14 protein-coding genes and 1 pseudogene are annotated in these 12,573 nt (G+C 71.1%); 8 read left to right on the top strand and 7 right to left on the bottom strand.

The window, feature by feature from the left end; translation table 11 throughout:
* Window positions 1–29: 29 nt before the first annotated feature.
* The 6 genes from ETP66_RS10325 to ETP66_RS10300 form a co-directional block, all read right to left on the bottom strand.
* Window positions 30–764 (bottom strand): YebC/PmpR family DNA-binding transcriptional regulator, encoded by a 735-nt coding sequence (locus ETP66_RS10325; protein ID WP_130842535.1) that lies wholly within the window; start codon window positions 762–764, stop codon window positions 30–32.
* Between the two features lie 59 nt (window positions 765–823).
* Window positions 824–1,456, bottom strand: coding sequence for a DsbA family protein (locus ETP66_RS10320; RefSeq protein WP_130842534.1), 633 nt, complete (start codon window positions 1,454–1,456; stop codon window positions 824–826).
* Window positions 1,457–1,490: 34 nt separating this feature from the next.
* Window positions 1,491–2,435, bottom strand: coding sequence for a polyamine aminopropyltransferase (gene speE, locus ETP66_RS10315; protein WP_130842533.1), 945 nt, complete (start codon window positions 2,433–2,435; stop codon window positions 1,491–1,493).
* Between the two features lie 4 nt (window positions 2,436–2,439).
* Window positions 2,440–2,841 carry an S-adenosylmethionine decarboxylase gene (gene speD / locus ETP66_RS10310; protein WP_130842532.1) on the bottom strand — a complete coding sequence of 134 codons (402 nt, stop codon included), beginning with the start codon at window positions 2,839–2,841 and terminating at the stop codon, window positions 2,440–2,442.
* A 23-nt stretch (window positions 2,842–2,864) separates the two neighbouring features.
* On the bottom strand, window positions 2,865–5,486 hold the full coding sequence (locus tag ETP66_RS10305) for a DNA translocase FtsK (RefSeq protein WP_130842531.1): 2,622 nt from the start codon (window positions 5,484–5,486) through the stop codon (window positions 2,865–2,867).
* 90 nt (window positions 5,487–5,576) lie between these two features.
* Window positions 5,577–6,065, bottom strand: a complete 489-nt coding sequence (locus tag ETP66_RS10300) for an OmpH family outer membrane protein (RefSeq protein WP_130842530.1) — start codon at window positions 6,063–6,065, stop codon at window positions 5,577–5,579.
* 99 nt (window positions 6,066–6,164) lie between these two features.
* Between ETP66_RS10300 and ETP66_RS10295 the strand changes: the two genes are divergently transcribed.
* Both ETP66_RS10295 and ETP66_RS10290 read left to right on the top strand, forming a co-directional pair.
* A complete protein-coding gene (locus tag ETP66_RS10295) occupies window positions 6,165–6,605 on the top strand; it encodes a hypothetical protein (protein ID WP_130842529.1) in 441 nt (146 codons plus the stop codon).
* 89 nt (window positions 6,606–6,694) lie between these two features.
* Window positions 6,695–7,327 (top strand): CBS domain-containing protein, encoded by a 633-nt coding sequence (locus tag ETP66_RS10290; protein WP_130842528.1) that lies wholly within the window; start codon window positions 6,695–6,697, stop codon window positions 7,325–7,327.
* Between the two features lie 8 nt (window positions 7,328–7,335).
* On the opposite strand, the gene pheA is transcribed toward ETP66_RS10290, so the two are convergent.
* Window positions 7,336–8,157, bottom strand: coding sequence for a prephenate dehydratase (pheA, locus tag ETP66_RS10285; protein ID WP_201738525.1), 822 nt, complete (start codon window positions 8,155–8,157; stop codon window positions 7,336–7,338).
* On the opposite strand from pheA, the pseudogene ETP66_RS12295 reads away from it, so the two are divergent.
* The 6 genes and pseudogenes from ETP66_RS12295 to ETP66_RS10260 form a co-directional block, all read left to right on the top strand.
* Window positions 8,156–8,503 (top strand): annotated as a pseudogene (locus ETP66_RS12295) (response regulator); the annotation flags it as partial. The gene pheA and the pseudogene ETP66_RS12295 sit on opposite strands and share 2 nt — an antisense overlap.
* Window positions 8,504–8,607: 104 nt before the next feature.
* Complete coding sequence (locus ETP66_RS12290) at window positions 8,608–8,958, top strand: type I restriction-modification enzyme R subunit C-terminal domain-containing protein (RefSeq protein ID WP_236630297.1); 351 nt, start codon at window positions 8,608–8,610, stop codon at window positions 8,956–8,958.
* A gap of 3 nt (window positions 8,959–8,961) precedes the next feature.
* Entirely contained in the window at window positions 8,962–9,984 is a 1,023-nt protein-coding gene (locus ETP66_RS10275; protein ID WP_130842526.1) for a lipid II:glycine glycyltransferase FemX, read from the top strand.
* Window positions 9,985–10,029: 45 nt separating this feature from the next.
* Window positions 10,030–10,578, top strand: a complete 549-nt coding sequence (locus ETP66_RS10270; RefSeq protein WP_130842525.1) for a hypothetical protein — start codon at window positions 10,030–10,032, stop codon at window positions 10,576–10,578.
* On the top strand, window positions 10,575–11,441 hold the full coding sequence (locus ETP66_RS10265) for an LptA/OstA family protein (protein WP_130842524.1): 867 nt from the start codon (window positions 10,575–10,577) through the stop codon (window positions 11,439–11,441). The genes ETP66_RS10270 and ETP66_RS10265 overlap by 4 nt, the downstream gene beginning before the upstream one ends.
* A gap of 67 nt (window positions 11,442–11,508) precedes the next feature.
* On the top strand, window positions 11,509–12,417 hold the full coding sequence (locus ETP66_RS10260) for a hypothetical protein (RefSeq protein ID WP_130842550.1): 909 nt from the start codon (window positions 11,509–11,511) through the stop codon (window positions 12,415–12,417).
* Window positions 12,418–12,573 lie beyond the last annotated feature (156 nt).

Genomic DNA, 12,573 nt, shown 5'->3' with positions numbered 1-12,573 from the left:
CGCTTGCCCGGGGCCGAGGGCGGATGGGGCTAGACCTCCACCTGGAGGCTTGCCGGGTCCAGGTTGGTGTAGACGTGCTGCACGTCGTCCAGGTCCTCCAGGGCCTCCACCAGGCGCAGGACCTTGGCGGCTTCCTCGGGGCCCAGGGCCACGGTGTTCTGGGGGTGCTGCACCACCTCCACCGCCTCCACGGGGATGCCCCGCCCCTTGAGGGCCTCGGCCATGCGGTAGGCCTCCGCGGGGTCGGTGTAGAGGGTGAGGCTTTGGCCCTCCTCTTCCAGATCCAGGGCCCCGAGCTCAATGGCCGCCTCCTGGGCGGCCTCGGAGTTCTGGCAGACGATCACCCCTTTGCGCTCGAACTGCCAGGCCACGCTCCCCGAGGCGCCCAAGGAGCCTCCGTGCTTGCCGAAGACGTGGCGCACCTCCCCGGCGGTGCGGTTGCGGTTGTCCGTGAGGGCGTAGACCAGGAGGGCCACCCCCCCGGGGGCGTAGCCCTCGTAGACGATCTCCTCGTACTGCTCGGCCCCTTCCCCGCCCCCTTGGAGCTTCTGCAGGAGGCGCTCGATGTTCTCCATGGGGACGTCGTCGGCCCGGGCGGCCTCGATGGCGTTCCGGAGCTGGACGTTGGCCTCAGGAAGAGGGCTTCCCCCCGCGCGGGCCGCCGCCTGGATGGCCCTGAGGTGCTTGGAGATGATCTTGCCGCGCTTGAGGTCGTTGGCGGCCTTTTTGCGCTTGATCTGGGCCCACTTGCTGTGACCCGCCATGGCTCACCCCACCCATTATAGCCGGGGCCTCCGCCCCGCCCTCGCCCCCTCCCCCGGGGTTAGGGGGTCCTCAGGGCCTGTTCCAGGAGCCGCTGCCACTCCTCGTAGGCCAGGAAGCCCCCGTACCGCACCCCGTTGATGAAGAAGGTAGGGGTGCCGGTGAGGCCCAGGTCCGTGGCCAGCTTCTGGTCCGCCAGGACCCCCGCGCGGTGGCGCTCGGAGGCCAGGCAGCGGGCGAAGGCGCCCTCGTCCAGGCCCAGCTGGCCGGCCAGGTCCAACAGGTAGCGGTCCAGGACCGTTCCCTGGAGCCCACCCCAGGAGGCGGCGGCCCGCATGAGGACCTCGTGGTAGAGGGCGTAGCGCCCCTGCTCGTGGGCGCAGGCCGCGGCCTCCCCGGCCCGGATCACCTGGGCTTGGCCGGGGAAGGGGAAGTCCCGGAAGAGGTAGCGCACCTTGCCGGTGTCGATGTACTCGGCCTTGAGCCGGGGTAGGACCTCGAGGGCGTGGCGCTGGCAGAAGCCGCAGAGGTAGTTGGAGAAGTCCACCACGGTTACCGGGGCGTCCTCCCGGCCCAGGGCGAAGCGGGCCCCCTGGGCGGGGTCCAGCCCCCGCTGCCCCTTGGGGCCCCAAAGGATCCAGCCCAGGCCCAAAAGGGCCAGGACCAGGACCGCAAGAACCAAAGCCCGCGGCATGGGCCTACTTTACCACGCCCCGGGTGAGAAGGCCTTAGCCCGGGTAGGGGGCCTGCCGGGCCTCCCCCTCGGGGGTGACGTAGAAGGGGCTGGTGTCGGTGGAAACCAGGGTCTCCCGGTCCAGGGCCTCCTGCAGATCCTTGGGCAGGACGAAGAGGGCCTCGAGGTAGGGGGCCGTGAGGTGCCGGAGCGCCAGGCCCCGCTCCCGGATCCGGGCCTCCATCACCCCCTCGGAGAAGGCGGCGGGGTCGAAGGCATCCGAGGCCAGGAGGAAGCCGAAGTTGAGGAAGAAGCCCGGGACGTGGTTCTTGTAGCTGCGCACGTAGCGGAAGGCCTCCCGCACCGTGCGGTGGACCACGGGGTGCACCCGGTGGTGGCTGAGCAGGACCATCCCCGCCTGCATGCCCATGACCCCGCCCGGGTTCAGGTGGGCCTTCACCAGGCGGTAGAACTCCACCGTGTAGAGGAGCCTGGCGGGGTTGTCTTCCCCCACGGGGTCCGTGAGGTCGATGATGATGGCATCGTATGTTTCCTGGGTGTGCTCTAGATAAGCCCGGGCGTCCTCGATGATCAGGACTGTCCTGGGGTCGTCGAAGGCTCCCTGATGCCACTCGGGCATATGCCGCTTGGCCACCTCCACCAGCTCCCCGTCGATGTCCACCATCACCGCCCGCTCCACCGTGGGGTGCTTGAGGGCCTCCCGCAGGGTGGCCCCTTCCCCGCCCCCCACGATGAGGACCGTCCTGGGCTCGGGATGGGCCAGCATGGCGGGGTGGACCAGGGTCTCGTGGTAGACGTACTCGTCCCTTTCCGTGCTCTGCACGTCCTTGTCCAGGACCAGCACCTTGCCGAAGCCCCGGGTCTCGAAGAGGAAGTAGTCCTGGTATCGGGTGCGGCCCGCGGCCACCACCCGCTCCATCCGCCGCACCAGGGTTTCGTAGGGGGTGAGGTGTTCGAAGAAGTACATGCCGTAGTCCATGGCTTCAACCTCCCTGCTGGCCGCCAAAGGCCCGGCGCCGGATGGCGTGTTCCGTTCCCCGCCAGTAGCGGAAGGCCGACTCCTCCTTGGCCCCGAAGGCCCGGGAGAGGCCCTTCAGGACCTCCTCCGGGTCTACCCCGTCCCGGTAGAAGTAGAGGTCCAGGGCGGCCGAGGCCCCGTCCTCGGGCCAGGTGTGGATCATCACCGCGGCCACCGGGCTCACCACCGCCGCCGAAAGCCCCTGGGGGTGAAACTTGTAGACCACGGACTGGGCCGAGCCCCTGGGGGCCCCCAGGCGCATCACCGCGTCCAGGAGGGCTGCCTCCACCATCTTGGGGTTTTCCAGCACCTCCAGGTCACACCCGTAGATCTCCGCCACCCAGCGCCCGCCCGGCACCGCTTCCACAAGGGGCCATCATAGCACATCCCCTAGCCAAAAAACTCCTTGAGCTGATCCTTGCTGACCAGCACCTCCCGGGGCTTGGAGCCCTTGGCGGGGCCCACGATGCCCATGGCCTCCAGGGCGTCCATGAGCTTCCCGGCCCGGGCGTGGCCGATGGCAAGGCGGCGCTGCAGCCGGCTCACCGAGCCTTGGCCCTCCTCCACCACGATCTCCGCCGCCTTCCTCAGGAGGGGGTCGGAGAAGTCCACCTCGCCCAAAGCCCCTTCCGGCCCTTTGGGGGGCTCGAAATCGGCCCCGTAGGCCTCGGCGAAGCGGTCCTCGAAGCTCTGGCCCCGCAGGAAGCTCGCCAGGCGGCCCACCTCCTCTTCGGAGAGGTAGGGCACCTGGAGGCGCACCGGTTTGGGCAGGCCCGGCTGGTGGAAGAGGGCGTCCCCCTGACCGATGAGCTTCTCCGCCCCTTGGGTGTCCAGGATGGTGCGGGAGTCGAAGCCGCTGGCCACGGCGAAGGCCAGGCGGGCGGGGATGTTCACCTTGATGAGGGAGGTGAGGATGTCCACGCTGGGCCGCTGGGTGGCGAGGACCAGGTGCATGCCCGTGGCCCGGCTCATCTGGGCCAGGCGCAGGATGGCCGCCTCTACCTCCTTGGGGGCGGTCATCATCAGGTCGGCCAGCTCGTCCACCACGATGATCAGGTAGGGAAGGGTCTCCCCCCCTTCCCGCTCCACCTTGGCGTTGTACTGCTCCAGGTTCCGGGCCCCCACCCCGCTCATCAGGCGGTAGCGGCGCTCCATGTGGGCCACAGCGCCCTGCAGGACCCCGGCCGCCTCCTCGGGGCCCGTGACCACGGGGCGCACCAGGTGGGGGATGCCCTCGTAGGGGGTGAGTTCCACCATCTTGGGGTCGATGAGGAGGAGGCGGAGGTGGGTGGGAAGGTGCTTAAAGAGGAGGCTGGCGATAAGCACGTTGATGGCCACGCTCTTACCGCTTCCGGTGGAGCCGGCGATGAGGAGGTGGGGCATCTTGGCGAGGTCTTTGACCCAGATCTCCCCCTCGAGGCTCTTGCCCAGGACCAGGGGGAGGAGGGCCTTGGCGTTCTGGAAGGCAGGGGAGAGGACGGCCTCGGAGAAGCGCACCACCTCCCTTCTGGGGTTCGGTACCTCCAGGCCCACGGTGTTCTTGCCCGGGATGGGGGCCTCCACCCGCACCGCCCCCACCGCCAGGGCCCGGGCCAGGTCGTTTTGCAGGCTCTGGATGCGGCTGATCTTCTCCCCCGGGGCGGGGAGGAGCTCGTAGCGGGTCACGGTGGGGCCCCGGGCGTGGCCCACCACCTCCGCCTGCACCCCGAAGTGGCGGAGGGTTTCCCCGATGGCCCTTTTGAGGCGCTCGGCTTCCTCCTCCAGGCCCCGGGAGGCGGTCCTGGGCTCCGGGGGGTCCAGGAGGTCGGGGCTGGGCAGGGCGAGGGCGGTGCCGGGGGGCCTCACCGCCGCCGCCCGGGCGGGCTCGGGCCGGGGCGGGGGGTCCTGGGGGGCCGGGGCGGGGTCGGGAAAGACCAGGTCCAGGTCTAAGGGCTCGGGTTCGGGGGCGGGCGGCGTGGGGGACCGGAAGGCGGCGGGGTCGGGGGGAGGGTTGCCGGTGAGGAGGGCCCGGAGGGCTTCCCTTTGCACTTCGGGGGAGAGGTCCAGGAAGGGCAGCCAGCGGGCGAGCCCCGCCTGGCGGCCCTCCAGGTCCTCGAGGAGCCCGGAAAGCTCCTCCCACCGCGCCTGGCGCTCCGCCTTGAGCCGTAGCCCCCGCAGGAGCCCCGAGGGGGTGGGCCGCAAGGGGGGGAGGGGCAGGAGGGCTTTGAGCCGGGCCATGAGGGCCCGGGCTTCCAGGAGCAGGGCCGCCCGCCGCTCTTCCAAGGCGTCCCTTAAGGGGCCTTGCCCCGGCAGGGGGGTTTTCAGCCCCTGGATGAGGGCGCTCAGGCGGGGTTCCAGGGGCCGGTGGTCCTCCTCCATGCGCCGCCTGAGCTCCGCCACGCGCTCTTCCAGAAAGGCCTTCAGGGCCCCCTCCACCTCGGGCAGCTCCGCGGGGGAGAGGCTTCCCGCCAGGGCCTTGAGGGCGGTGTGCTCCGGGTACAGGCGGGCCAGGAGGGCCACCTTGCGGCGCAGGAGCAGGGCCTTCAGCCAGTAGCGGGCCCGCCGCACCCCCGCCACCCCCAGGCGCAGGCCGCTGAGGAGGAGGTGCAGGGGGGGGTTGCGCCGCCACAGGTCCAGGACCAGGGAGGCGAGGAGGAGGGGGAGGAGGTGGCCTAGGCTCCCCACCCGGGCGGCGAGGAGCTCCCCTAAGGCCGCCCCCAGGCGGCCTCCCAGGGGTCCCAGGAGGGGCAGGAGGGCCAAGGCCAGGAGGAAGAGGAAGAGGAGGTGGCGCAGCAGGGGCCCCAGGGGCCTTTCCCGGTACAGGAAGCCCGCCAGCAGGAAGAGGCTCGGGGGCAGGAGGTAGGCGGGAAGCCCAAAGGCCTGGTAGAGGTGCCGGCGCAAGAACTCCCCCAGGGCCCCGGTGTCCAGGGGAAGGAGGGGGGAGAGGAGGAAGAGACCTAGGGCCCCCACGAGGGCGGCCAGGGCCTCGAGGTCGCGGTTGCGGGAGGGTCTCGCGGGCTTCCGCTTGGCCATCGGAAAGATTATAAGGCTGGGCCGGGGGGCACCCTTTAAGGGAAGCCCCCCGGCGGAGGATCCCCAGGGGACAAGGGGAGCCAGCGGGGGTTAACGCCTAAGCTCGCGGATCACCGCCTGGGTGAGGTCGGTGTTCTCGTCGGCGTAGACCACCAGGCCCGACTGGGCGGCCACTTGGCGGCTCATGACCACGGAGAAACCCTGGGCTTTGGCCACCCGGGCGATGGCCTGGTCCACCTCCTCCAGGATGGGTTGGAGCACGGGGTTCTGCCGCTCCTGCCACTTCCTTACCGTGTCCTGGTAGGTCTTGAGAAGGGCCTCGTAGTCCTGCCGCTCCCGGGCAGTGGCCTGTCCCGAGCGCACCTTCTGGTCCAGGGGCCTCAGCCTCTCCTCCAGGGGGGCGATCTCCCGGCGGGCCTGGGCCTGGAGGTCCTGCACCCTGCGGTAGTCCGGATGGGCCTGGATCAAGGCGTCGGCGTCCACGAAACCGATGCGGCTGGCGGGGGTTGGGTTTTGCGCCAGCATGGGGGCGAGGAGGGCCCCCAAGACCACCAGGGCGAGAAGGAGGTAACGGCTCATGGTGCCAAGCTTACGGGAGGAGGGTTAGCCCAGGGTGAGAGGAAGCTTTCTTGCGCTTGGGCTAGGGTATGGGGTAGCCTTGCCCCCGGAGGTGAGACCATGCGCAAGGCGATGCTCCTGGTGTTACTTCTCCTCGTCGGCAGCGTGGGTCTGGCCCAGCGGGCGGTTTCCTTCCGCCTCTCCCTGCCCCAGGCGGGCCCCGGGTTGGGGCTGGGCCTGGAAGCGCCCTTGGAGCAGAACCTGGCCTTCCGGGGTTTCGTGGACCTTTACCCCGGAGGCCCGAGCTTCCTGGCGGCGGGGGAGCTCCTCTTTAAGCCCGACCTGGGCCAGGTAGACCGGAACCTGCGGGGCATCCGGCCCTACTTCGGCGGGGGCCTGGGGGCCCGGTTCGCTGCCGCTACCGACCTGGGGCTCCACCTCTCCCTGGGGGTGGAGGTCCTCCTCGATGCCCGGACCGGCCTCTTCCTGGACGGGGAGTACCTCTACCCCTTCGGGGGCGGCCGCTTTGGCCGGGTGGTCATCGGGGCCAACCTGCGCTAGGGGCCCCTGGGGTTTCCCCTCTCCAGGTTCCTGGAGGGGGGACATTTTTCTTCTGCCCTTAGGGTAGACTGGAGACCGGAGGTGAACGCATGCTGGTCAAGGACTGGATGACCAAGGATCCCTTCACCGTGGCCCCGGACACCCCCGTGCTGGAGGCTATCAAGCTCCTGAAGCAAAAGGGTTTCCGCCGCCTGCCGGTGGTGAGGGAAGGGAAGCTCCTGGGCCTCGTCACCGACAAAGACCTCAAAGACGCCATGCCCTCCAAGGCCACCACCCTCTCCGTCTGGGAGATGAACTACCTCCTCTCCAAGCTCACGGTGCAAGAGGTGATGGCCAAGCCCGTGATCACCGTGGCGGCCGACGAGCCTTTGGAGAAGGCGGCGCTTCTCATGGAAGAGCGCAAGATCGGGGGACTGCCGGTGATGGAGGAGGAGAGGCTGGTGGGCATCATCACGGTGACCGACGTGCTCAGGGCCTTTATCGAGGTGCTGGGCCTCAAGCTGGGGGGGTTGCGGGTCACCGTGGACATCCCCGACGTGCCCGGGGCCCTGGCTCAGATGGCCCAGGCGGTGCCTCCGGCCAATATCCTCTCCATCGCCACCGCCGCCCACCTGGAGGGCTACCAACGCCTGGTCCTAAGGGTGGTGGGGGAGGGCGTGGAGGGGGTCCCGGAAAGGCTCAGGGCCGCCGGGGAGCGGGTGGTGGACGTGCGGCCCGGCTGAGGGGGGCCTTAGACGCCGTTGCGGTAGGCGGGATAGGAACCCAGGACTTTGAGGAAGGCGGCCCGCCGCAGGAGCCCGAGGAGGGCCTGGGCGGGCCCGGGGTCTTCCAGGTGGCCTTCCAGGTCCAGATAGAAGAGGTAGCTGAAGGGCTTGTCCCGCCGGGGCCGGGACTCCAGCTTGGTGAGGTTCACCCCGGCCTCGGCGAAGACGGTGAGGGCTTCCAAAAGCCCTCCGGGCCGGTGCCGCACCGCGAAGACGACGCTGGTCTTGTGGGGGCCCTCGCCGCGCTCGGCCTCCTTGCGCCCGATGACGAAGAAGCGGGTGTAGTTGTGGGGGTAGTCCTCGATGTTCTCCGCCAGGACCTGCAGGCTATAGAGCTCCGCCGCCCGGCGGCTGGCGATGGCCCCTACCCCGGCCTCGGGGCTTTCCGCCAGGGCCCGGGCGGCCCCGGCGGTGTCGTAGACCGGGATGGGGGTGAGGCGCATCCGGGCCAGGAAGCCGTCGCACTGGGCCAGGGCCTGGGGGTGGCTTTTCACCGCCTTGAGGTCCTTGAGTTCCATCCCCTTGGGGGCCAGGAGGCAGTGCTCCACCCGGTGGACCACCTCCCCCACCACGTGCAGGTCGCTTTCCAGGAGGAGGTCGTAGGTCTGGTTGATGCTGCCCGCGGTGGTGTTTTCCACCGGCACCACGCCCAGGTCCGCCTCTCCCAGCTCCACCGCCTCGAAGACCTGGTGGAAGGTGGGAAAGCCCACGGGCAGGGCGCCGGGGAAAGTTTTGAGCAGGGCCTCCTCGCTGTAGGCTCCTTCCGTGCCCTGGAAGGCGATCCTCATGCCCCTCATGGTACACCCCTCGGGTAGACAGGGGGGAGGGGGCTCCCTTAGCATGGCCCCTGTGGCGCGGCTTTTGGTGGTGGACGACGATCCCGGCATCCGCCGCCTTCTGGAGGTGGTCTTTTCCGGCGCGAACCACGAGGTGGTGCTGGCGGACTCCGCCAAGGCCGCTTTGGCATACCTGCGCCGGGAGACCCCGGACCTCATCCTCTTGGACGTGCTCCTCCCTGACATGGACGGCCTCACCCTCCTGGGGCGTATCCGGGCGGTACGCCGCCTCGCCAAGGTGCCCGTGGTCATGCTCACCGGCGGCGGGGAGGAGCTTTCGGGGCCGAGCCGCGCTTTGGGGGCGGACCTCTTCCTGGAGAAACCCGTGAGCAGCCGCAGGCTGCGCCAGGCGGTGGAGGGCCTCCTTTCCCGCCAGGGCTACCTCCTGCCGGGGGGGAGCGGGTGGCCTCCTTGGCCCAGGTGCGGGAGCGCTTGCGGCAGGCCTTGCCCGAGGAAGGCCGTTTCCGGGCCCTCTGGCTCAGGACGGGAAGCCGCCGGGCCCTCCTCGCCAACCTGGTGGCCAAGGGCTGGACCGAGGCCCTTCTGCGCCGCGTCCTCCCCGGGGCGTACGACCTTTACGACCTCCTGGGGCATCTGGCCTACGGCTGGCCCCTGGTGCCCCTGGGGGAGCGGGCCGCCCGGGTCCAGGATCCCCGCTTCGCTCCCCTGCTCGCGGGGTACCGGATGCAGGGGCGGCTGCCCTTGGAGGGGGACGGGCTCTTGGAGGAGCTGGCCCAGATCCTGTACGCTTAGGGGATGGCCGAGCCCCTGGAGGTCACCGAACCCGAGGCCTGGAACCGCCTGGTCTCGGGCCTTCCCATCACGAGCCCCCTCCAGTCCTGGGGCTGGGGGGAGGTGAAGCGGCTCTCCGGCTGGACCCCCCGCCGCCTGGCGGTCCACGGGGAAGGGGGCCTTTTGGGCGCGGCCCAGGTCCTCCTCAGGCCCCTGCCCGGGGGGTGGCGCCTGGCCTACGCCCCCCGGGGTCCGGCCCTGGGGCGCCTCGGCGACCTGCCCGCGGTGGCCCGGGCCCTGGCCCGGGGTCTTGGGGCCACCCACCTGCTTTTGGAGCCGGAGGCGGGCCTGGGGGCGGAGGAGCCCCTCCCCGCCTTCCCGGGCCTCCTCCCCGAGGAGCCCATCCAGCCCGCCTACACCCTCTGGCTGGACCTCACCCAGGGGGAGGAGGCCCTCCTCAGGGGTATGAAGGAGATGCACCGCCGAAACGCCCGCCTGGCCCTGAAGCGCACGGAGCTCTCCGTGGAAGGGGAGGAGGCCTTCCCCGAGTTCTTCCGCCTCTTCCAGGAGACCAACCGCCGGGCCCGGCTCCTGCAGCACTCCGAGGACTACTACCGGGCGGTGCTCCGGGCCATGAACCAGCCCCTGGGGGAGGCCTTCCTCGCCCTGGCCCGCAAGGAGGGGGAGGCCCTGGCGGCGGGGCTCTTCGTGGGCTTCGCCGGCAAGGTGGCCTACCTCTACGGGGGGAGCAGCCGCACCCACCCCGAGGCCAAGGCCCCCATGGGCATGCACCTGGCTGCCATCCGCCACGCCATGGCGAAGGGCTACCGGGTCTATGACCTTTGGGGCGTGCCCCAAAACCCGGAGGGCAGCCACGCCGAGGGCATATGGCGCTTCAAGGAGGGGTTCGGGGGCCGGAGGGTGCGGTTTCCCGCCTACGCCCTGCCCCTCTCTCCCCTCTACCGGCCCTTGCAGATCCTCCTCCGCCTGCGCAAGACCTGGACCAACCTGCGGGTGCGGGGAAGCCCCCGGGATGTGCTGGGCTAGAACTTCCTGTCATCTTTCTCAAGGGTCTGGGGATAAGGTGAGGGCGTGGTGCGGCTTCTCCTGGCCCTAGCCTTTCTCCTGGCCCTGGCCCTCCTGCTCCCCCACCCGGAGGGGCCTACCGAGCCCCCTCCGGTGCGGCTTTACGGGGTGACCCTCTACCTCTACCCCGAGGAGGAGGGGGTGGTGTGGCGCTTCCAGGCGGAGGAGATGGCGGAGGAGGGGGGGGTCTTCCGCATCCGGGGAGGGATCCGGGGGGAGCGGCTCGTGGAGGGGCGGCTGGACCTGCGTCTCTTCGCCCCCGAGGTAGCGGTGGAGGCCGGGGACGACCTGCGGGCCCCCCAGGCCCAGGTGGAGATCCTGGAGGGCTGCTACCGCCTAGAGCTCTCCGCCCCTTCGGGGGGCGCGGTCCTCATCCGGCAGCGGGAGGGGTTTATGGCCCCCTGGGTGCGCCTCGAGGCCCCCAACCTCAGGGGCGAGGCCCAGGCCTTCCGCGCCGACTTCGCCCTGGAGCGCATGGAGGCGGAAAACCCCCGCTTCGAGTTTCCCGCCGGGGGGGCCTTCGGCCCCTGCACCGTGGAAGGAGGTCGCTCGTGAGGGAAGGGATCTGGCTTTTGCTGGCGCTTTGGGCGGGCCTGGCCCTCGCGGCCGCGGGGGTCCGGGTGATCCAGGTGGAGGGGGGGAGGCTTTCGGGGGACCTGCGCTTTGGCCCCTGGACCTTCGAGGGGGAGGTGCGGGGGCGGGTGAAGGACCTCCTGATCCAGGCCCCCCGGGCCACCCTCACCGCCCCCCCGGGCCGGACCATGCAGCAGGCCGAGGGGGAGCGGGAGGCCCGTTTCGAGGGCGGGGTGGTGGTCCGCCGGGGCCGGGTGGAGGCCCAGGGTCCGGCCCTGGTCTACCGGGAGCGCACGGGGGAGGGGGAGCTTTTGGGCCCCGCCCGCATGCGCCAGGAGCCCCGGCCGGGGGAGGACGCCGTGGAGGTGGAGGCCCGGCGCATGACCTTCCAGGTGGACACCGACACCTCCACCAGCGAGGGGGCCCTCCTCAGGAGCGGCAACCAGGAGGGCCGGGCGGCCCTGGTCTACTACGAGGAGGAAAGGGGCCTGGCCGTCCTCACCGACCCCCGGGAGGTGGTCCTGCTGCGCAAGCGCCGGGAGGGGGACCTGGTGATCCGGGCCAAGGAGGTGCGGAGCCTCACCGGGGCCAAGCGGCTCATCGCCACCGGGGGGGTGCGCCTCGAGGACGGGGACCTGGTGACGGTGGGGGAGAGCCTCTACTACGACGACACCACCGGGGAGGCCCTCGTCCTGGGCCGCCCCGCGGTGAGCGAGAACCGGAAGGAGGGGTTCCGGCTTTCGGGCAGCACCCTCCTCCACAACGTGAACCGCCGCCAGGTGCGGGTCTACGGCCAGCCCTTCCGCCTGCCCGCGGCGGAGTTCCGCAAGCTGGGGGAGAGGTGAGGTGAGGCCCCCGCCCGGTCCCTCCCTGCTCGGGGTCCTCCGGCGAGGGGGAGGCTGGCGGGCCTGCCTGGCCCTGGCCGCCCTCCTCGGCGTGGCCGCCCAGGAGGCCTTCCGTCCCCAGGTGGAGCTCCTGCGGGGGGAGAAGCGGGTGGTGGCCTCGGTGAGCGGGGAGGAGGGGAGCCTCTTCTACGCCGACTACGGGGACCTCCTGGTGGGCCGCCTTCTGGCCCTCTCCCCCGAGAGGGTCCAGGTGGAGGAGCAGGCTTTCTTCCTGGACGGGGGGAGCGTCCTGGAAGAGGGACTGGAGCTCGGGCAGGAGGTGGAGGCGGCCTTCAACCCCGACTACCGGCGGGAGGGCCTTCCCTACCTCCTGCGCCTAAGGCGGGCGGGGGAGGGGCGGGCGGAGCGCTACCTGCGCCTGGTCCTCTACGACCCCCAAGGGGTGGAGGTGCGCCTTGGGGAGGGGGTGGAGGCCCGGGGTCCCCTGGCGGTGGTGGAGCGGGGGGGGCAGGAGGAGCTTCTCCTCTTGGGGGGAAGGGCCCGCTACCTGGAGGAGGCAGGGCACCTGGACCTGCGCCCCGAAGCGGGGGAGGTGTGGCTTCAGGAGGGCCAGGTGCGGGTCCGGGGCCAGCGGCTGCGGTACCGGAACGACACCGGCGAGGCCTTCCTGGAGGGCCCCCTCGAGGTCCTTCGGGAAGGGGAGAGGCCCCTGGTGGGCCAGGCGGGCGCCTTGCGCTACCGCCTGGACGAGGACCGGCTCTGGCTCCTCGGGGGGGTGGAGTTCCGCCAGGGGGAGCGGGTGACCCGGGCGGCGCGGGCTCTGGTGCAGGAGAAGGAGGGGTACGCCTACCTCTTCGGGGAGGTGGAGAGCCGGGACGAGCGGGGCTTCGTCCGCGGGGACCGGGTGCGCTACGCCTTGGGCACGGGGGAGGTGGTGGTCCTGGGCCGGGTGGCGGGGGAGTTCCGGGAGGAGTAACGCCCCCCCGCCCCCGCTAGGGGAAGGCCGCCAAGGGTATAAGGCCCCCGCGCCCTTGGGCTGACGGCGAAGCTGGGGCGAGGGTGGGAGGCCACCCCCTCGGGCTCGGGGCTCCGGGCGGCCGGAGGGAGGGCTGAACCTGGACAGACACATGTG

The sequence above is a fragment of the Thermus thermamylovorans genome (assembly GCF_004307015.1).
In the GTDB taxonomy this organism is placed as follows: domain Bacteria; phylum Deinococcota; class Deinococci; order Deinococcales; family Thermaceae; genus Thermus; species Thermus thermamylovorans.
The sequence above is the reverse complement of the archived record's forward strand: the minus strand, read 5'-3'. Positions and strand labels throughout refer to the sequence as shown.

Excerpts from the sequence above, each read along its gene's own strand:
- ETP66_RS10300 (WP_130842530.1), bottom strand. The coding sequence starts at position 6,065 with ATGAGCCGTTACCTCCTTCTCGCCCTGGTGGTCTTGGGGGCCCTCCTC.
- ETP66_RS10295 (WP_130842529.1), top strand. The coding sequence starts at position 6,165 with ATGCGCAAGGCGATGCTCCTGGTGTTACTTCTCCTCGTCGGCAGCGTG.
- ETP66_RS10325 (WP_130842535.1), bottom strand. The coding sequence starts at position 764 with ATGGCGGGTCACAGCAAGTGGGCCCAGATCAAGCGCAAAAAGGCCGCC.
- ETP66_RS10320 (WP_130842534.1), bottom strand. The coding sequence starts at position 1,456 with ATGCCGCGGGCTTTGGTTCTTGCGGTCCTGGTCCTGGCCCTTTTGGGC.
- ETP66_RS10275 (WP_130842526.1), top strand. The coding sequence starts at position 8,962 with ATGGCCGAGCCCCTGGAGGTCACCGAACCCGAGGCCTGGAACCGCCTG.
- pheA (WP_201738525.1), bottom strand. The coding sequence starts at position 8,157 with ATGAGGATCGCCTTCCAGGGCACGGAAGGAGCCTACAGCGAGGAGGCC.
- ETP66_RS10290 (WP_130842528.1), top strand. The coding sequence starts at position 6,695 with ATGCTGGTCAAGGACTGGATGACCAAGGATCCCTTCACCGTGGCCCCG.
- speE (WP_130842533.1), bottom strand. The coding sequence starts at position 2,435 with ATGGACTACGGCATGTACTTCTTCGAACACCTCACCCCCTACGAAACC.
- ETP66_RS10305 (WP_130842531.1), bottom strand. The coding sequence starts at position 5,486 with ATGGCCAAGCGGAAGCCCGCGAGACCCTCCCGCAACCGCGACCTCGAG.